We start from the raw sequence: 19,631 nt of genomic DNA, 5'->3' as shown, positions 1-19,631 counted from the left end.
GACCGGAAATATAATCAAGTGCTGCTGGCAATCGACAATGTATTAACTGAAGAGGAGCTCGCAGCAGCAAACGCTCTGTTAGCTGAATCTGCCTGGGTGAGTGGCCTGGTAACCGCCGGCACCCAGGCTGCCAAGGTCAAAAATAATCAGCAATTACCGGAAGATTCCCCACAAATGGCAGTGCTGCGCAGACTGGTGTTAGGGGCATTGAACCGTAATGCCCTGTTCTTCACGGCAACCCTGCCAAAGAAAATCATGCCGCCATTTTTCAACCGCTACAGCGGAAAAACCAATCATTACGGCTTCCATGTGGACAACGCCATGCGTATGTTGCCGGATGGCGGCGGCTACGTGCGCGCGGATGTATCCGCCACCCTGTTCCTGTCCGACCCACAAACCTACGATGGTGGTGAACTGGTGATTAACGATACCTTTGGTCAGCAAAGTGTGAAACTGCAGGCGGGAAGCATGGTGATATACCCCTCTTCTTCTGTTCATCAGGTCACGCCGGTCACACGTGGCGAACGGATTGCCTGCTTCATGTTCATTCAAAGCATGGTGCGTGATCCCGATCAACGTCGCCTGTTGTATGAAATGGATATGGCATTGCTGCAATTGCGCCAAAACATTGGCGAAACCGAAGCGGTTGTCAGTCTCACCGGTACCTACCACAACCTGCTGCGGCAATGGGCTGAAAGCTGATAAAGCACACCAACCGGGTTGCCTCAACCCCTTAGGTTTTGCAACGACACCCCACCCCGTCATTGCGAAAAGCGCAGCGCCGAAGCAATCCAGCAACGATCGCAACAGAAGAACTGGATCGCCACGCAGCTTCGCTGCTCGCGAAGACGGAGAAGGTGGTTGCAGTTCGCAGGTAAACCACCCAAGGGGAATTGGTATCGCAATTACGCATAAATTATTGCGTCAGGCTTTTGCTTTTATAGTTGCTACGAAAAATGTGGTGTTTTCACCAGAATTCGCTTGACACAAAGTACAGTTCATTGCGACTGCGAAGGAAGCAGGAAGCAATCCAGAATGAAGATAAGGGCATTCCTGTACAATCTGCTAATGTTTGCCGGATTGCTTCAATCCTGCAGATTTTTGCAATGACGAAGAAAGTGACGGTCTTTACGGATATAACAAAGTAGAAAATGATCCGGAAACATCACTACCAGGGATATCTGAATCACCGCAATCTGATGACCGCAGGATAACAAAATAAGTCAGCACTTTCAAAATGAACGAGCTGTTACCTAAACTCTCAACTGTCCCGGAAGGCATACACAGCCCATCCGATTACCTCTCTTATGCCAAAGAACGCCTGCCACCTGAAATCTGGCGCTATCTGGAAGAAGGCAGTGCTAATAATGTCAGCCTGCAAGCTAACCTTCACGTATTCGATTCAATTCATCTCATTCCACGGCCACTGTCCGATGTGCGCAGCGGTCATACGCAAATCACCCTGTTTGGGCAAACGCTCACCCACCCCGTCATTCTGGCGCCATTAGCTTACCAGCGCCTGTACCACCCACACGGAGAATCTGCCAGTGCTATGGCAGCCAGTGCGCAGGAAGGGCAGTTCTGCGTCAGCAGCCTGGCGAGTCAAACGCTGGAAGACATTATCAGCGCAGCCGGACAACCCTTATGGTTTCAGCTGTACTGGCAGGAAAATCGTGAGCGAACACTGAAATTGCTGCAGCGAGCCATTGCAGCAGGTTACAGCACTATCGTGTTCACAGTGGATGCCCCGATCAAACAGGCAACCATCCAGCTACCAGCCGCCATCCGACCAGTAAACCTGGATTTTCCCACACCCTTTCCAACGCTATCACCGCAACAAAGCCAGGTATTCGACGGCTGGATGGCGCAAGCTCCACGTTGGGAGGATCTCGCCTGGTTGCGGGATCAGATCTCGCTACCATTGCTAGTCAAAGGCATGCTGCACCCGGAGGATGCCGAAAAAGTGATCAATCTGGGATGCGATGGGCTGGTAGTCTCCAACCACGGTGGACGTGTCCTGGATGGCGCACCGGCAAGCCTTGCCCACCTGCCGCCAATCGTCCGCACCATCTCCGGCCGGGGAAAGGTACTGTTCGACAGCGGCATTCGCAATGGACGAGATATTTACAAGGCACTCGCCTTGGGCGCGGATGCAGTCATGATTGGCCGCCCCTACATCTGGGGGTTGGCCACAGCAGGCGCCATCGGTGTGGCGCATGTCATTCGCCTGCTGCGCGATGAACTGGAACTGACCATGGCGCTGACCGGCACCACCAGCATCCAGGAAATTACAAAGGAAAAAATACAGATTAGTCGGAATCAGGATCCGGATTGAGGCGATCAAGATACCGGATTGAACACCTGGAAATACGATTATCACACCCCGCAACTGATCTTCTCTTTATCCATCTGATGTCACTTCTGTAAAATCCAGTCACTGCGGGAAGATTGCAGGATGGCGCGGCAGCATATCGTGTATTTACCAGCAATCCTCACTATCTTTTGTCTGTTTCATCCACATATAGAATTCATAAATATATTCTATATTGCGAATATACAAATACAACATTACACTTTCATCCTTCTATTTCAACAGCAGGTGTTTCAATGTCAGATGTGTTGCGACAATTCAAGGCCAGTGTTTTTCAGGCACTGGCACACCCAACACGCATCGCTATCGTAGAAGTGTTACGAGAAGGTGAGTTATCTGCCGGTGCTATTATCGAAAAATTAGCACTGGAGCAAGCCAATGCTTCACAGCATCTAGCCGTTTTGCGCACCAAACATGTTGTCGTTGCGCGCAAAGAAGGCAATCAGGTTTTTTATACGGTGCGTGATCCACTTCTTATTGAAGTTCTGGATATCCTGCGTTGCTACTTTCAGGCGCACATTGAGGAATCCGTAACGATGTTTCAGGAGCTTGAGCGGATGGACAGAACGGAATCTACTGAACAATGAGCCAACACATTTCTAATAGCAATAAGTGGCTACCGAAACTTGTTGTATGTCTGCGCAACTACTCCAGGCAGGATTTTCTGGCTGATCTGATTGCCGGATTAACTGTTGGTCTGGTCGCACTACCGTTGGTAATGGCCTTCGGTATCACTTCAGGCGCCACGCCACAGTCTGGGATTTATACAGCGGTTATGGCTGGCTTCATTATCTTGGCACTGGGTAGCTCGCGCACTCAAATCGGCGGCCCAACCGGTGCGTTTGTGGTGATTGTTGCAGACATTATCATCAAATTTGGTTTCTCCGGTTTATTGATGGTTACGATGATGGCTGGCGTAATTTTAGTCATTATGGAAGTAACGGGCCTGGGTACAGCAGTCAAGTTCATTCCACGCCCGGTAATTATCGGTTTTACCAACGGGATTGCGTTGCTGATTGCCTCGACGCAAATCAAGGGTTTTCTAGGACTGGAAACACTCGACGCTCCCAGCGAATTTGCAGAACACATTGCCATGCTTTGGGCCTATATCGACACCATTAATCTACCGACTGTGCTGATGGCAAGTGCCTCCCTTGCAGTTATTTTGCTGTTTCCACACCTTAATAAACGTATTCCCGGTTTAATTGTGGCGCTGTTTCTGAGCACTGCTCTTGCTACAGCTTTCAACTTGCCGATTGAAACCATTGGCAGCAAATTTGGTGACATCCCAACTGGCTTGCCCACACTGGCGACGCCCGCTTTTCAGTCGGATCTGATCATACCGTTACTGCCTTCTGCACTGACTGTTGCGCTGCTGGCAGCAGTAGAAGGTCTGCTCTCAGCAGTAGTTGCTGATGGCATGAGTGGTGATAAACACAATTCTAATGCGGAGCTAATTGCTCAAGGTGTAGCAAACCTGGCAACACCCTTGGCAGGCAGAATTCCTGCAACTGGTGCAATCGCACGCACGGCAACAAACATTCGCTCCGGCGCAAAAACGCTGATCGCGGGCATTATCCATGCCCTGACACTGTTACTCATTTTGCTGGTCGCAGTGCCCCTGGTACGTTTTATCCCACTGGCAGTACTGGCAGCAGTGTTATTTGTGGTTGCCTACAACATGGGGGAATGGAAAGAAATCCGTGTCATCATGCGTCTTTCCAGAACTGATCAGGCGGCATGGATCACCACGTTCAGCCTGACTGTGCTGGCTGACTTAACAGTTGCAGTTGCAGTTGCAGTTGCAGTTGCAGTTGCAGTTGCAGTTGCAGTTGCAGTTGCAGTTGCAGTTGGAATCGTGCTGGCTGTGCTGCTGTACATCTACCGTGTATCACAAACTACCTCCGTATACACGGTAACCTGAATACATTCAGAGCGGACGTGCTCACGGTTTACAAGACAGAGGACTCTCGCCTTACGTTTCAATACTGCGCATTCATGGGCCGTTTTTATTTGGCGTGACCGATAAACTGATAGAAAAGACTGCTGATCTTACCCAGTTTGCACCCATTGTGATTTTGCACCTGCACAACAGGACTGCATGCACTGGAAAGTCTGCCCGAACGCCTGCAGCAAGCGGGTAAAACATTGCTATTGTGTAGCGTGCGTGATCAGCCGGCACGGCTGCTGGAGCGTTCATCCCTTATTACTTGCATCGGACGAGAAAATGCTCTGCCGCATGTCGAAGCGGCATTGCTGCGTGCAAAGGAAATCACAGAAAGTTTTGACGGCATAGGCCAGGAGATTGTCAAAGATTACAGCACTCACCCGCCAGTGTAGTGTACAGCAAATTATTCGATTGGCTCCTGTTTAACTGCTGCAAGCTTTTCAAGCAAAACTTCCTGTGCACTGAATCTGCTGTTTCTTCTGGCTGATTTGCGTTTGTAATACCCGTCTCCATCCATTTCCCAGGCTTGCACGTTATCACGCAGATACGGTTTTAATCCTTCCACGATCACTCGCTTCTTCAATCGCGGGTCAAGTACCGGGAAACAAATTTCCACGCGCCGGAAGAAATTCCGGCCCATCCAGTCAGCGCTTGCCAGATAGACGTTGTGCTGCTTACCGTTGAGAAAATAAAAAATACGGGAATGCTCCAGAAACCGCCCGACAATGGAACGCACCCGGATATTCTCCGATAACCCCGGTACACCAGGGCGTAATGCACAGGCACCTCGTACAATCAGATTAATTTTCACCCCGGCTGCAGAAGCGGCATACAACGCCTGAATGACAGCCGGTTCCAGCAAGGCATTCATTTTGGCAATGATGGCAGCTGACTTGCCTGCAGTAGCATGTTTTACTTCCTGCTGGATGCTGTTCAGAATCTGGCCATGCAAATTAAAAGGCGACTGCCAGAGATGTCGCAGCTTGCTTGCCTTGCCCAGCCCGGTTAATTGCAAAAACACCTCGCTGACATCAGTACAGATTTCTTCATGGCAGGTCAGCAAGCCGAAATCGGTATAAACCCGTGCTGTTCCCGTATGATAATTGCCTGTTCCCAGGTGTACATAGCGCTTTAGCTGGCCTGCTTCACGCCGCACCACCATGGCCATTTTGCAGTGTGTTTTGTGGCCAAAGACACCATAAATAACGTGCGCGCCCACCTCTTCGAGCCGCTTAGCCCAGTTGATATTGGCTTCTTCATCGAAGCGGGCGAGCAGTTCCACCACTACTGTCACTTCCTTGCCCAGACTGGCGGCTGCTACAAGCGCCTCCATCAAGGTCGAATCTGATCCGGTACGATAAACCGTCTGCTTGATCGCCATCACATCCGGATCAGCGCTGGCTTGCTGGATGAATTCAACAACCGGCTGAAACGACTGGTAAGGATGGTGCAACAAGATATCGCCCTTACTGATCACCTCAAAAATATTATGCCCCTTCTTTTTCCGGGGCAAAAAAGGAAGACCGGGAACGAAGCGTGGAAATTTGAGATCAGGCCGGTCGATCAGATCAAACACCTGCATCAACCTGGCCAGATTGACCGGACCGTTTACCTGAAACAAATCCTCATTTTTGAGTGCAAACTGTTCCAGCAGAAATTCCGCCATTTGCTGTGAGCAGTTATCTGCTACCTCGAGCCTGACTGCATCCCCCAGATGGCGCTGCGATAACTCGCCCTGCAATGCGACCCGCAGATTCTTGATTTCTTCTTCATCCACATACAAATCACTATCGCGGGTAACGCGGAACTGGTAACAACCCGTGACATGCATCCCGGCGAAAAGTTCGCCGACATGCGCGTGAATAATGGAGGACAAAAACACGAAACTATAGGGACAACTACTGACTTCTTTCGGCAACCGTATCAGACGCGGCAGGATACGGGGTGCCTGTACGATTGCAACACCAGAGTTACGGCCAAATGCATCTTTTCCTTCCAGTCCGACCGCAAAATTCAGGCTTTTATTCAACACGCGCGGAAAAGGATGTAAAGGATCAAGACCGATGGGAGTCAGCATCGGCATCAGTTCACGAAAGAAAAAATCCCGGATCCATTCACGCTGGCTATCACTCCAGACATTACGGCGCAAAAAACAGATGCCCTGCTCCGCCAGCGCGGGAAGAACGTCATCATTGAGCAACTGATATTGCCGGGAAATCAGTTCATGCACCTGCCCGGATACGCGCTCAAACGTCTGCCCCGGCGACATGCCATCCGAACCAAAACCTGGGGAATCCAACTTGATCTGTTCTTTCAGCCCGGCAATGCGCACTTCAAAGAACTCATCAAGATTGCTGCTGACAATACAGATAAAGCGCAAACGCTCCAGCAACGGGATTGCTTCATTTTCCGCCTGAGCCAGCACGCGGCGATTAAATTCGATCTGGCTAAGCTCGCGGTTCAAAAACTGTTTGGCAAGCGGGATATCCGGCCTGATTGCCGATACCTTGTCCGGTTCATTATTTACCACGATCAATCACTGTCCAATATTTCCGGAATATAGATGACGGTTGCAATAGTTTATTTCTCGGGAGGAACGTAGCCAACCGGCTGCTCAGCCCCTTCACCAAAGAAATAGGCTTCCATCTGGGTGGCGAGATATTTGCGCGCCTTGATATCTGCCATGCTCAGCCGCATTTCATTCACCAGCATCGTCTGGTGTTTGATCCATTGCCCCCATGCTTCCCTGGAGACATTTTCAAAAATCCGTTTGCCCAATTCCCCGGGGTAAGGTGGAAAATCCAGCCCCTCTGCTTCACACCCGAGTTTGATACAGTTCACATTTCTGGCCATATTATTGTTATCCATTCAGATTGATTACACGATTATTTTTATGAAAGATGAATACACGTAATGCTAATGGGCAGTTTACAATATATTTTCCGAATGAATAGATTCGGAAGCAGCTACTGTTAGCCCCATAATATAATCATCACATTCCAGCCCGCCCATGTTGAATTTACGCGTCCCTACCTTGCGGAACCCCATGCGGGTATAAAACCCGATAGCGGCATCGTTATGTTCATACACACCGAGTAACAACCGCTCTGCCAGGCGAGCGCGCGATTCAGCAATGGCTTCCTGTAACAGCCTTTTGCCAAGGCCCTGCCCCTGAAATTTGCTGAAGACATAAATTCGTTTCAACTCAAGATCACGCGAAGAATTGTCCGACAGCAGAAGCGGCGATGGTGCGACAGCCATGTAGCCAACGGGGGCGTGACCCGGGCTGATTTCAGCCAGCCAGAGTTGATAGCGGCTGTCGGCCAACCAGCTGCGATAACATTCAACAGAATGGGCGCTGGCACAATGCGCAAGAATATTTTGTCCATCCAGAACGCCCGCAAACGCTTCGAGAAATGTCGCCTGGCCAATCAGTGCCAGTACTGCTTCATCACCAGATGAGCAGGTTCGTATCCGGATTTTACTGTTCATCTGGTCACTCATTTTCATCGTGCTCAGCATTCTCATTCCGCTCATTGGCTGAAAATTCGGGGAGAAGGCTGCCAGCCTTCTGATATTCCAGCCGGATCAGGCTGTGCCCCCGGAATGCCGGCACAATTAACTGCTCGTCAGTACGAAACGGCTCTGTCGCCGGACGCAATCCCGCTCGCCAGGCTTCCATGGCCTCATCCGCCGGAGACGCTCCTTGTCTAAATACTGGTTTGGGTTGTGATCGTTTCTTACGTCTTTCATCACTCCGGTACTGTTGCAATGCCATGCAACTGGCAAAAGGAAAACAAGGATACAACCATTGCACATCCGGGTAGATCGGAAGCGGTTGCATATAAAAAGGGAAATATGACAAACCACCCCCCACCCAGATTTCCGGAAGAATCAGGGATTGCCTGCTGTGAAGTGATGGTCGATCGAAACCAGGTTCAGAAAAACTTGTGCCAGGAAAAACGATCAGTATGACAAGTACCCACAACAGTCTGTCGTGCCTCTTTATCCACCATCTCATATTCATCTCTCCTGTTACGCCCCATACATCCCGTCTGCGGGAAATAGCTGTTCTGCAACCCTCCCGGTACAATGTCCAATTCAGTCACAAGATTCAAGAATACCACTCATGCCCTCTCATCAGTCAATTCTGCCGCCCCCTCGCCTGACTACTGAAGAACCCGGCTCCTTCGCTGCCTTTTCACTGGAAAAGCGCTTACCTGTCATTCTTGGCAAGCTTATAGATAACGCTGACACATCCGTTGCACATGCTTTACAGCAATTGGCAACAGAGATGCGAGAAGGAAAAATCACCCCCTTGCCGCCGGTAATTTTTGGCACACTTGATCAGGTAATCAAGCCGTATAGCGGGCGGCGCTGGGCAAACATGCCGTTTCTTACCGTTGAGCTCTATTTCTACGCACGAATTTTGCTGGCTTTCGGTTATAGCACGGCCACACCGGTTGATCCTTTCCAGCCAGCTAAGGAAGCGGCCAACTTACAGGCTATCGAATCGCTTGCCACGCTGGCTGAATATTGTGATCCCGACTGTGATATCCGCAAGCTGCTGCACTGGTCAGTCATTGGCAACACAGCGGATCTCAGTCAACACATCATTCCAGAAATTGATCAGGTTTCGCTGCTGGTGGATGAGAGTGAGACGGCAACAAAGTTAATTGTTTCCGGAATGCAGCGGATTGATCTGGTGTTTGATAATGCCGGAATGGATGTACTGACAGACTTGCTGCTGATTCGCAGGATCAGCAGCTACTGCTCACACATCGTTGCGCATGTCAGACCCTATCCAATGTTTGTTTCGGACATGACCATGATCAATATGGAAAATCTGATTGAAAAACTGAGAATTTCATCTGTTCCGGCGGCACGCAAACTGGGAGAAGATATTACGCAGTTGTTACGTCAAAATCAGCTGACACTGCGCACCAGTCCTGCATTGGGATTACCTGCCAGTTTTTATGCGGATGAAACACTTACCTGCGAAACTTTTGAGAATACAGAACTGGTTATTTTCAAGGGAGATTTGAATTACCGCTATTTTGCTGGTGATCGACGCTGGCCGCACACTACAGAAAAAGATTATTTTTTGCAGCGTTTTGGCCGATCAGCCCTGTTTTTACGCACACTCAAATCAGAAGTACTGGCTAGCCTCACCCCTGAAGTTGCCGCTAAAACCACCACGCTTCAACCAGACTGGCTCACCTGTGGCCGCTACGGCATCATTCAGGTTTTTACTGGATAGCAGGAACAACAATCATTGCAATAAGCAGCCATGAAAACAACATCAATGTCGCTGTCACAACCGCTTTGAACTGCCATATACCTGATTTTTTAAAACCATCACCCGCAAGATGCTCAAAGGATGGTTCCTGAAAATCTGTTTCAGAAATCTGTTTGTCTTCGGCTTCAGCTTTGATCAGAAAATCCCTGGACTTGGCTTTCAAAACGAGTTTTATCGCTTCATTCTGCATGCGCTGATAACGGTTACGTTCCGTTACGAGGCTGTTGTAATTCTTCTTGCAAAATCTGATGGTATACGAGTACCAGAGCACCCCATAAATGGCACTGATCAGAAACAATATGACAAGAGGTCCGAGAAAGCTTCCCATAGCTACAGCTGCCTGCTTCACTTTATCGGCATTGGCCAGACTCACCATCGCAACACCCGCTACAAATGTCCAGATGCTTAATGTGAGTCTCCATTCAACCGTTTGCAGTACTTCTACACGCTTGAGATGCAGTTCTGCAATCTTCAAATATAATTCTTCCCGGTTCATATCATTCCCCAAAAAGCAGATCGTCACGAGTTTACCTGAATACCGGCAATCTGCTGAACACGGGTAAGTGAAACAGGCTAAATCATATTAAACAGTGACAGCCCGGAAACGCGCGTAAAAGTCTTTTGTGCTGCTTCCAGTGAAGCCTGCTGACGCATCAGGTCAGAGATAGCTTGCGCAAAATCCAGATCCTGCAGGCGCGAGAGTGATTGTTGATACTGAACGGCAGTATCCTCACCAATCTGCTGCAGCGCATCGACTTCCTGCAGCCGTGATCCAACTGCCGCCCGTTTGGTCAGTACATTATCCAATGCAACATCGAGATCCTGCAAAGCGGTACTTACTGCGTTATTCAGTGTAGCGCCACCACCGGGCGTTTCCAGTGCGCCAATAAAATCTTCAACAGTGTTAAACAGATTCGAACCATCCGCTCCAAAAACATCCTTCCCCGTTTCACTCACCTCAAGCTGACGGGAACCGGAAACCTGTATCAGACGCTGCACCGAATCACCTTCATACGTCACAACGCCGGCAGACTGTTCGACGAACGGTTGGGTATTGCCCTTAAAGCCGGAGAATAGATAATTGCCCTGTTCATCCTTGGTATTTGCCAGCCCCAACAAGTGCCCGAAATGACCGCGCAGTTCAATGGCCATCATCTTGCGCTCACTGTCTGAAAATGCCGGATTACCGGCCGCCACTGCCATGGTTCTGGCACTCTGGATCACGCTGGAAACACTGCCGAGTGTGCTATCCACTTGCTGCAGGCTGTCCATTGCCCGGTAACGGTTATCAGCATATTGCGTATTTAATGCCAGTGATTGGGATAACTCATGGGCGCGCGCCGCTCCGATCGGATCATCCGATGGGGTCATGATGCGCTTGCCGCTTGAAAGCTGTTGCTGCAGCTTGAGCAATGAACTTTGCTGTTGCAGCATGGATCTTGTTCCCTGGTCATATAAGGTATTGGTACTGACGCGCATGATAAATTCCTTTTCTGTCAAAAATTGATCAGATTCTGAGCAACGAATCAAACAGCGAATTACTGATTTCGATCACCTTGCTGGAAGCCTGGAACATCCGCTGATAACGCAGCAGATTAGCGGCTTCTTCCTCCAGATTGACCCCGGATAATGACTGTATGGCCTGATCTGTCTGCGCAAGCAGACTCTCCTGCGCCTGACTGGTCACTTCCAGTTCACGGGTTTTGTTACCCACCAGGCTGACCAGACTTGAATACGCCGACTGATAGGAGACTGTTCCCCCTTGCAACATATTTTTCGTTTGCAACTCGGCAAGCTGCAAAGCATTACGGTTATTAGCCACCTCACCAACACTATCTGCCGCAGCAATGAGGGCAGGATCAGTGATTGCCACTCGAATATTCCGGGCGGCAGCAGGGCCCGTTACCGTAAAAAAATTTACACCCGGTGCACCCGACAGATTCTTCCCCTGAATATGCTGAGCATTAAACGTATTGGCAAATCCCAGCGCCAGTTGATTGAATCCATCTTGAATGGGATCCAGTGTTTCGCTGCGAAAAGCCAGCAATCCGCCCAGGCTACCCCCCTGCAACTGGTGTTCTGGCAGCACTATTTCTCCACCTTGTTGATCCATTGCCACTACCAGACGTTGTGGATCACTTGAAGAGGGCACCGCCTTGAGTGCCATAGCACTGGTGCCGACCACCAGCGACTGACCATTACCGATGAAGACGTTGTAATGGCCATTACTCTGACGCACGACATCCACATTGGCCAGTTTGCTGAGATCACGGATGAGCGCATCGCGCTGATCATACAGATCATTGGCCGGCTGACCATTCGCTGAGCCTTCTACTGCCTGGATATTGGTATTCAGCCGCACAACCTGCTGCGCCAGTGAATTGATCTCATTCACGCTACTGGCAATCTGGCTGTTCACTCCCTCTCTCATTTCTGATAAACGCTGATCCATTGACTGGAAGCGGGAAACCAGCGCTTCAGCATTGCTCAACATTGCCTGGCGAGAAGGGATCGAGGTCGGGCTGGAGGCAACATCCTGTACCGCATTAAAAAAATTGTGCAGCGCCGGCGTCAGCCCGGAAGTGGTATCCGCCAACAAATTATCGATCTGCTTGATCTCGTTGTAATGACTATCTAACTGACTGCTCTGGCCCTGCGCCTGCAACGACTGACTGACCAGATACTGATTGTAGATACGCTGTACGGTTGACACCTGCACGCCTCGACCAATAAACCCATTACTGTGCGGCAGTGGTGTATTCGTACTCTGAATAGCTTGCTGGCGGTTATAACCGGGTGTTGTCGCATTGCTGATATTGTGGCTGGTCGTTAGTAAGGCAGTTTGTGCAGCCTGCAGCCCGGAAATGCCTACATTCATAATACTATTTGCCATTGTCCTATCCTCGATAGTCGTGAATTACTTCTATTTGTTTACGGCAAAATTCCGGTGGGATTAAAGCAATAATTCAGCATATTTGCTCATTTCGTTATGAATCCCGCACCCCTCTCTCTATCTTTACGAGATCCGCTTTAAGATTTAGCCGTGACTGTGAATGTAGTAAAACAGATAGCGAGCAACTCAACACCTTTGGAGCCACTGCTACTGGATGCTGGCATTCGCAAAAAAGTGGCAGATATTCGATAATTCTTTATATGTTCAATGCATCACTATTAATAATCTTCAGCAGCTTTTCCGCGTAGGATGGATCAGTCGCATAACCAGCCTGCTGCAACCCCCAGGCAAACGCTGTGGCACTGCGGCTTTTCAGCACAGCTGCATAACGGGGGTTGTTCTGCAGTAACCGCGCATAGTCTCGGAAGGCTTCCTCGTAGGAACTGTAAGCCCGGAATTTTTCCCTGATCTTCTGCGGTGTACCATCCACATATTCGGTGGTCATGGTTTCCACCACTTGTCCGCGCCAGTTCCCACTTGCCTTGATGCCAAACAGATTGAAGCTTGGCTGATTGTCCGCCCGGCGGATCTGATGCCTGCCCCAGCCGGTTTCCAGTGCGGCCTGGGCAATCATGAAATGTTCCGGGATGCCGGTTTCACGCGCTATCTTGCGGGCATGCGGCAATACATCCAGCACAAATTCTCTGGGTTGATCAATCACAGACATCTCAGGGCCATCATTCCCAGAGCTGGAAGCAATTCCCATCCGGTTCGGCTGCAATGCAGGCGAGACAGCTGAAAAATTTGGTTTAGCGGTAGCTCGATTGAGATTCGCCCAGAGTTGAGAAGGCAGATCCTTTGTTTGCCCCGGCGCCAGTGAAACCAGCGGTTTCTCATCATTTCCGACAATAGCTGTCAGGAGAGATTCTGCTCCGTCTATGGCATTAGCCTGTTCCTTGTCAATAGCTTGTGACAGTTGCCGCACGATCATGTCTGCCAGGCCAATTCCCTTGTCAGAAAGATTCTGTACCAGTTGCTGATCAAGCATCTGGGTATAAAAACGTGATTGATCACTATCAAACAATCCTTCTTTGGGCGTAGCTTCACGCATACTTTTCATCATCATGTTGAGAAACAGCGCCTCAAACTGTTTTGCTGTCTGCTTCAGCCCTTCCTGCGGATCGCGCCGAGCCTGATCGCGCAATTGATCAACTGCTTGCGCATCAATAGCCAGCTGGCCGGAAATATCAGATGAATTGATCATGTTGCCAACCCAATCAAATAATTTCCAACTCTGCCCGTAATGACCCTGCCGCCTTGAGTGCCTGCAAAATTGCCAGCAAATCCTGCGGAGTGGCACCAATGGCATTCAGCGCTTTCACCACATCAGCCAGACTGGCTGATCCCGGCAACAACATCAGATTACCTTCTTCCGAACGCACTTCGATTTGTGATTGCGGCACCACCACCGTTTCACCACGCTGTGAGAAGGGTCCGGGCTGGCTGACAATCGGCTGGGTATTGATGATCACCGAGAGATTGCCATGCGCCACTGCACTGGGTTCAAGCGTCACCATCTGGTTCATGACGACCGAACCGGTACGCGCATTGATGATGACCTTGGCCGCACCCTGTGCCGGCATGACATCAAGACCTTCAATTTGTGAAATAAATGTGACACGCTGATTGTTATCCACGGGTGCCCGCAGCTGGATAACGCGCCCATCCAGTGCGGTAGCCGTTCCATACGAAAAGCGGCCGTTGATCGTCTCCACGATACGCCGTGCAGTCGTGAAATCAGTGTCATGTAATTCCAGGTTGATGTACTCTCCCTGGCCGAGCAGCGTCGGCACAGCGCGTTCCACGATTGCACCTGCACTGATCCGCCCTGCGCCCAGATGATTGATCTGAACGCTGCTGCCGGCTGAACTGGCACCTGCCCCGCCAATCACCAGACTGCCTTGTGCAACGGCATACACCTGGTTATCAATCCCTTTTAACGGCGTCATCAGCAAGGTGCCACCACGCAGACTCTTGGCATTACCCATGGATGAAACCGTCACATCAATCTGCTGCCCCGGTTTGGCGAAGGCCGGCAAGGTGGCCGTTACCATGACAGAAGCAACGTTGCGTAACTGTAAATTGACTCCTGGCGGCAGATTCACACCCAATTGCCCCAACATGCTGAGGATACTTTGTACGGTAAAGGGTGTCTGCTGGGTCTGATCACCCGTACCATCTAAGCCAACTACCAATCCATAACCAATCAACTGGTTAGCACGCACGCCCTGGATATTGACCAGATCCTTAATGCGCTCGGCAAAAGCTGGAGCAGAAATGATCAGGCAACTCAATAATCCGAGACTCAGCAGCCCGAAACTCCGAATCCATTTGGATAAAGTCATAGCGATATGCCTCTGGTATGCTCAAAAAGGTGAAATCGACAAAAAGAAACGTGACAGCCAGCCCATGGTTTGCGCTTCATCCAGATAACCGGTGCCCCGGTATTCGATACGCGCATCGGCCACCTGCACCGATGACACGGTGTTGTTCATGACATTAATCGGATTGATCACCCCGGAAAGCCGGATGAATTCATGCCCCTGATTGATTCCGATCTGCTTTTCGCCGCTCACCAGCAGATTGCCGTTGGGCAGAATGTCGATCACCGTCACAGTAATCGTGCCGGTGAAATTATTGTTGCTGGAACTCTCTCCTTTGCCATCAAACTTGTTGCTTGATTTGGCTTCCAGATCAAGATCCTGAAAAATAGATTTGAACGGCAAACCGAGGAATGACGGCACTGAAAGATCAATCCCCCCATCACGCTGAGCGTTGCTGCCACTTTTCTTACTCGCATTGGTCTTCTCGTTGAGCATGACGATGATGGTGTCACCGATACCGCGCGCGCGCCGATCTTCAAACAACGGTGTATAACGCCCACTGCCCTGATAGTTGAATGCAGCCTGATAAATACCGCCATTGCTCTGACTGGCAGAAATAATCAGCGACTCGGGCGGTCGAATCGTCATCGGCTGCTGCACTTTCGGTGCAGGCGTCATCATCGAACACCCTGTCACCATACTAACCAGGACAATTAATACGGGAGAAATCAGCGTGCCAAGAAGACGCTGATTTATTGCGTCAAAGCAATGTGTAAAAAACATATTCATTAAAGCTGGATCAAAGTTGAGTCAATCTGCTCAACATCTGGTCGGAAGTCTGGATCGACCGGGAATTGATTTCATACGCGCGCTGGGTCTGGATCATTTCAACCAGCTCTTCCACCACATTCACATTGGAAGTTTCCACAAATCCCTGATTCAGCAGTCCGATGCCGTTGGTCCCCGGGATACCGGGATTGGGCACGCCGCTGCTCATCGTCTCCAGATAAAGGTTTTCACCAAAGCGCTGTAGTCCGGCAGGGTTAATGAAAGAGGTTAATTGAATATTGCCCACCGGCAACGGTGCAGTCGAACCCGGTGTCAGCACGGATACCGTACCGTCCCGTCCGATCGTGATACTCAGCGTATTCGGTGGAATGGTAATGGACGGCTGCAGCGGAAAGCCACTGGAAGTCACCAACTGTCCATCCTGATCAGATTGGAATGCACCATCGCGGGTATAAGCCAGCGTGCCATCCGGCAGCAAAATCTGGAAAAATCCTTCCCCTTGAATCGCTACATCACGTGTATTGCCGGTCTGCTGTAAATTTCCCTGCAAAAAGATATTTTCGGTCGCCACCGGCCGTACTCCGGTTCCCAGCTGCAAACCGGAAGGTAGACGCGTGCGTTCGGATGACTGGGCACCTGGCTGACGGATGGTCTGGTACAGCAAATCTTCAAACACCGGACGCATGCGCTTGAAGCCATTGGTACTGATGTTAGCCAGGTTATTGGCAATCACATCCATTTTGGTCTGCTGGGCATCCAGACCGGTTTTTGAGATCCACAACGAGCGAACCATAGCGTTATCCTTTTTGGAAAGTTAAAAACGGGTGGAACTCAGCCTCTCAGTGTCATAATTTCACTGGCTTGCTGGGCATTCTGCTTGGCATTTTCGAGCATCTTCATTTGCATATCGAACTGCCTGGCAAGCGTAATCATCTTCACCATCTCACTGACTGCATTAACATTACTGCTCTCAAGCGCTCCATCAATCAGGGCCACTTTACCGCTGGCAGGTGCTTCACCCCCTTGTTTCAACCGGAACAGACCATCATCTCCCCTGACAAGCTGTTCCGCAGGCGGATCTACCAGTTTGATGCGCCCGATAATCGACACCGCTGTGATTCGGGAATCCGACGGCAATACCGAGACGCTGCCATCCTTACCAATCGCCACTCGACTATCCGGTGGAATGGCAATCGGCCCCGTTTCTCCCTTGATATTGAATCCCTGCTGTGTTTGCAGTACACCGTTGGCATCCGTCTTGAGATTGCCATGCCGGGTATAGGCCTCTTCACCGTTTTCAAGTTGTACCGTAATCCAGCCGGAACCTTGTATCGCCACATCCAGCGGACGGTTGGTCTGCTGGATCGTACCCGGTGTGAAATCCGCACCCGTCGTCGAATCCAGCACGAATGCACGGGTAGGTAGCGATTCCCCATAAACCGGCACGGCCCGGAAAGCATCAGCCTGTGCGCGAAAACCTGTGGTCGAGGCGTTGGCCAGATTATGGGAAACCGTTGCCTGCTGCGTCAGGGTATGCAATGCGCCGGTCATCGCGGTATAAATCAGTCTATCCATTTCAGATACTCACCAGATTAGGGTTAAACAGAAAATCCTCAGATATTCATGATGGACTGCATGACCGCATCCTGCGTCTGAATGGTCTTGGCATTGGCCTGATAGACACGTTGTGTCATGATTAGACTGACCAGTTCAGTCGTCAGATCGACATTGGATTCTTCTACTGCTGAAGATTGTAATGAACCCAGCACACCGGTCTCCGGAGTGCCTATCAGCGGCAATCCGGATTCAGCGGTCTCTACCCATTGATTATTGCCCATCGGCTTGAGGCCATTCGGATTGGAAAAACCCGCCAGCGCAAGCTGCCCGACTGTGCGCGTGACATTATTGGTGTAACTGGCTCTGATCTCACCATTATCAGCAATGCTGTACCCGGCCAGACGCCCGGAAGCAAACCCATCCTGATTCATTGCATTCACCCCGAATTTGCTGCCAAACTGGGTAGAGCGGGACAGATCAATGGATAACGCAAGTGGCTGGATGGTGGGGTCAGTAAAATTCACGGTGGCTGAAACCGATCCGGTGGGTATTGTCATGATTCCGGAAGAATCAAAAGTCAGTGGGAGAGAAGATGAGCCACTGAAATCCACTCCGCTTGCTGATCCCTCCACAGTTGCATATACTCCCCAATTGGATGAGGCTGTTTTCTGGAAATATAAATTCAATATATGAGCATTACCGAAACTGTCAAAAACCTCACCTGAAGTGGAGTGGGTATAAGTCGATGGATTAGCTGCATCAAAAGTAGGCAGCGATGACGGTACGTCGGTGCGCGCATCTAGGTTCACTCCCGCCATAAAACTGGTAGTCGGCTTGGGCGTCAAATCTGCTGTAGGCAACCGTAAATTAACCGGAACATTGGGAATGATTGTGCCAGCCGCATCCGCCCCAAAACCGGTGACATTGTAATTGCTCGCATTGACCAGAAAGCCACCCTTGTCCAGATGAAACTGGCCGTTCCGGGTATAGCTGGTCGTACCGTTGTTGTTCATCCGGAAAAAACCATTCCCGGTAATCGCCACATCCAGTGGGTTATCGGTCGGGGTCACGTTTCCTTGGCTAAGCTCCTGTGCAACGGCTATCAATTGAGTACCAATCCCGATCTGATTCCTGCCGCCTCCCAGCGCATTGGCGTAAACATCAGCAAACTGCGCTTGTGATTGCTTGAAGCCAACCGTGTTGGCATTGGCGATATTGTTACCGGTGACGTCCAGCTTGGCTGAAGCTGCTCTTAATCCACTCAATCCATGTTGAAAACCCATGATTTACCTCCCGATCAAAATATTTTTTTAATATCATCCATTCCGACATAACCCAGCCTGCCCACTTCCAGCAGGGCGCCGTCCTTGCCAGCCTGCGCACTGCTGACCGAACCAAATGCCAAGGTGGAAGCAGCTACTTCCTGGTTACTGCGCACGGCTTTCAGGGCGAAACTGTATTGCCCCCCGGCAGCTTCGTTACCATTGTTTGCCAGGCCATCCCAGGCAAATGTGCCAACGCCCGCTGGTTGTGCGCCCAGATCAATGTCGCGCACGGCAATACCGGCGCTATCCTTGATGGTGACGACCAGCTTATCTGCCGGTTCGGTCAGCTCAAATCCGCCGATCCCGGTATGGTTCTCCAGTTGCATATCAGCACCCGGAATCAGCACACTGCGGCCAATCATGTTGGCTGCTTCAAATGAACGCCGTGCATCGGAATCCGATACCAGCTTTTCCAGCGTACTATTGAGTTTGTCGATACCGCTCACGGTACTGATCTGCGCCATCTGGCTGGTCACTTCCGCGTTATCCATTGGGCTGAGCGGATCCTGATTCTGCATTTGTGTCACCAGCAACTTGAGAAACCGCTCCTGCATATCCTCATCACCCTTGCGGGCAGTCTTGATACTGCCGCCATTTGAAGCCAGCAGCTCGGATACGCTGGAATTATTTTGTACCTGACTCATGTCCATCTCTCCTTATTGACCAATTGATAGTGTTTTTTGCAGCAGCGTCTTGGTGACGTTCATCATGTCAACACTGTTCTGATAAGAGCGCGATGCCGACATCATGTTGACCATTTCATCCACCACGTTGACATTGGGCAAGGTGACATAACCCTTTTCATCCGCCATCGGATGTTTCGGGTCATGAACCACCCGCATGGGGGAGGGATCATGCACAACACCCGCCACTTTGACGCCCTTTGCCTTATCCGCAGAGACATCAACGGTACGAAACACAACTTGCCGGGAACGATAGGCTTCGCCCGTTGAACTGGTGGCACTGTCTGCATTGGCGAGATTACTGGCCACCACATTCAGCCGCTGTGACTGGGCGGCCATGGCTGAACCGGCGACATTGAATACACTGAACAGGGACATGGCT

General features: G+C 50.5%; 21 protein-coding genes and 1 pseudogene. 7 read left to right on the top strand and 15 right to left on the bottom strand.

Going from position 1 to position 19,631, the window contains the following annotated elements:
- Positions 1-18: 18 nt before the first annotated feature.
- From BM331_RS05860 to BM331_RS12005, 6 genes and pseudogenes are all read left to right on the top strand, one after another.
- Positions 19-702: a Fe2+-dependent dioxygenase gene (locus tag BM331_RS05860; protein ID WP_074927906.1), complete on the top strand. Its 684-nt coding sequence runs from the start codon at positions 19-21 to the stop codon at positions 700-702.
- Between the two features lie 535 nt (positions 703-1,237).
- The gene (locus BM331_RS05850; protein ID WP_177217841.1) at positions 1,238-2,335 is read left to right on the top strand and encodes an alpha-hydroxy acid oxidase; all 1,098 of its coding nucleotides are present in this window, start codon (positions 1,238-1,240) and stop codon (positions 2,333-2,335) included.
- A gap of 272 nt (positions 2,336-2,607) precedes the next feature.
- A complete protein-coding gene (locus BM331_RS05845) occupies positions 2,608-2,958 on the top strand; it encodes an ArsR/SmtB family transcription factor (protein WP_074927902.1) in 351 nt (116 codons plus the stop codon).
- Positions 2,955-4,295 carry a SulP family inorganic anion transporter gene (locus tag BM331_RS05840; RefSeq protein ID WP_218154551.1) on the top strand — a complete coding sequence of 447 codons (1,341 nt, stop codon included), beginning with the start codon at positions 2,955-2,957 and terminating at the stop codon, positions 4,293-4,295. The genes BM331_RS05845 and BM331_RS05840 overlap by 4 nt, the downstream gene beginning before the upstream one ends.
- 173 nt (positions 4,296-4,468) lie before the next feature.
- Positions 4,469-4,525: pseudogene (locus BM331_RS12370) on the top strand (hypothetical protein); the annotation flags it as partial.
- A 9-nt stretch (positions 4,526-4,534) separates the two neighbouring features.
- Positions 4,535-4,711, top strand: coding sequence for a hypothetical protein (locus tag BM331_RS12005; protein WP_256214833.1), 177 nt, complete (start codon positions 4,535-4,537; stop codon positions 4,709-4,711).
- A gap of 11 nt (positions 4,712-4,722) precedes the next feature.
- Here the strand turns inward: BM331_RS12005 and ppk1 are convergent, their stop codons facing one another.
- The 4 genes from ppk1 to BM331_RS05820 all read right to left on the bottom strand — a co-directional run bounded on the left by ppk1 (position 4,723) and on the right by BM331_RS05820 (position 8,340).
- Positions 4,723-6,849, bottom strand: a complete 2,127-nt coding sequence (ppk1, locus tag BM331_RS05835) for a polyphosphate kinase 1 (RefSeq protein WP_256214832.1) — start codon at positions 6,847-6,849, stop codon at positions 4,723-4,725.
- A gap of 50 nt (positions 6,850-6,899) precedes the next feature.
- On the bottom strand, positions 6,900-7,172 hold the full coding sequence (locus BM331_RS05830; protein WP_074927901.1) for an oxidative damage protection protein: 273 nt from the start codon (positions 7,170-7,172) through the stop codon (positions 6,900-6,902).
- 75 nt (positions 7,173-7,247) lie between these two features.
- Entirely contained in the window at positions 7,248-7,811 is a 564-nt protein-coding gene (locus BM331_RS05825; protein ID WP_083414703.1) for a GNAT family N-acetyltransferase, read from the bottom strand.
- Between the two features lie 4 nt (positions 7,812-7,815).
- Positions 7,816-8,340, bottom strand: a complete 525-nt coding sequence (locus tag BM331_RS05820; RefSeq protein WP_256214831.1) for a hypothetical protein — start codon at positions 8,338-8,340, stop codon at positions 7,816-7,818.
- Between the two features lie 108 nt (positions 8,341-8,448).
- Between BM331_RS05820 and BM331_RS05815 the strand changes: the two genes are divergently transcribed.
- Positions 8,449-9,579 (top strand): damage-control phosphatase ARMT1 family protein, encoded by a 1,131-nt coding sequence (locus tag BM331_RS05815; RefSeq protein WP_074927898.1) that lies wholly within the window; start codon positions 8,449-8,451, stop codon positions 9,577-9,579.
- Here BM331_RS05815 and BM331_RS05810 read toward each other — a convergent pair.
- From BM331_RS05810 to flgC, 11 genes are all read right to left on the bottom strand, one after another.
- Positions 9,569-10,114 carry a hypothetical protein gene (locus BM331_RS05810; RefSeq protein WP_074927896.1) on the bottom strand — a complete coding sequence of 182 codons (546 nt, stop codon included), beginning with the start codon at positions 10,112-10,114 and terminating at the stop codon, positions 9,569-9,571. The genes BM331_RS05815 and BM331_RS05810 overlap by 11 nt on opposite strands.
- Positions 10,115-10,191: 77 nt before the next feature.
- Positions 10,192-11,097: a flagellar hook-associated protein FlgL gene (flgL, locus tag BM331_RS05805; protein ID WP_074927894.1), complete on the bottom strand. Its 906-nt coding sequence runs from the start codon at positions 11,095-11,097 to the stop codon at positions 10,192-10,194.
- Positions 11,098-11,125: 28 nt separating this feature from the next.
- Positions 11,126-12,511 (bottom strand): flagellar hook-associated protein FlgK, encoded by a 1,386-nt coding sequence (flgK, locus tag BM331_RS05800; protein ID WP_074927893.1) that lies wholly within the window; start codon positions 12,509-12,511, stop codon positions 11,126-11,128.
- Positions 12,512-12,767: 256 nt separating this feature from the next.
- Positions 12,768-13,775: a flagellar assembly peptidoglycan hydrolase FlgJ gene (gene flgJ / locus BM331_RS05795; RefSeq protein ID WP_074927891.1), complete on the bottom strand. Its 1,008-nt coding sequence runs from the start codon at positions 13,773-13,775 to the stop codon at positions 12,768-12,770.
- A gap of 13 nt (positions 13,776-13,788) precedes the next feature.
- Complete coding sequence (locus BM331_RS05790) at positions 13,789-14,916, bottom strand: flagellar basal body P-ring protein FlgI (RefSeq protein WP_143100933.1); 1,128 nt, start codon at positions 14,914-14,916, stop codon at positions 13,789-13,791.
- 21 nt (positions 14,917-14,937) lie between these two features.
- A complete protein-coding gene (locus BM331_RS05785) occupies positions 14,938-15,684 on the bottom strand; it encodes a flagellar basal body L-ring protein FlgH (protein WP_371265340.1) in 747 nt (248 codons plus the stop codon).
- Positions 15,685-15,694: 10 nt separating this feature from the next.
- A complete protein-coding gene (gene flgG / locus BM331_RS05780; protein ID WP_074927888.1) occupies positions 15,695-16,477 on the bottom strand; it encodes a flagellar basal-body rod protein FlgG in 783 nt (260 codons plus the stop codon).
- Between the two features lie 38 nt (positions 16,478-16,515).
- Positions 16,516-17,259: a flagellar basal-body rod protein FlgF gene (gene flgF / locus BM331_RS05775; RefSeq protein ID WP_074927886.1), complete on the bottom strand. Its 744-nt coding sequence runs from the start codon at positions 17,257-17,259 to the stop codon at positions 16,516-16,518.
- 38 nt (positions 17,260-17,297) lie between these two features.
- Positions 17,298-18,524 carry a flagellar hook protein FlgE gene (gene flgE, locus BM331_RS05770; RefSeq protein WP_074927885.1) on the bottom strand — a complete coding sequence of 409 codons (1,227 nt, stop codon included), beginning with the start codon at positions 18,522-18,524 and terminating at the stop codon, positions 17,298-17,300.
- A 14-nt stretch (positions 18,525-18,538) separates the two neighbouring features.
- On the bottom strand, positions 18,539-19,210 hold the full coding sequence (locus tag BM331_RS05765; protein ID WP_074927883.1) for a flagellar hook assembly protein FlgD: 672 nt from the start codon (positions 19,208-19,210) through the stop codon (positions 18,539-18,541).
- 12 nt (positions 19,211-19,222) lie between these two features.
- Positions 19,223-19,627 (bottom strand): flagellar basal body rod protein FlgC, encoded by a 405-nt coding sequence (gene flgC, locus BM331_RS05760; RefSeq protein ID WP_074927882.1) that lies wholly within the window; start codon positions 19,625-19,627, stop codon positions 19,223-19,225.
- Between the last annotated feature and the right edge of the window lie 4 nt (positions 19,628-19,631).

Origin of the sequence: Nitrosomonas eutropha, assembly GCF_900116685.1 — a bacterium.
Taxonomy (GTDB): domain Bacteria; phylum Pseudomonadota; class Gammaproteobacteria; order Burkholderiales; family Nitrosomonadaceae; genus Nitrosomonas; species Nitrosomonas eutropha_A.
The sequence above is the reverse complement of the archived record's forward strand: the minus strand, read 5'-3'. Positions and strand labels throughout refer to the sequence as shown.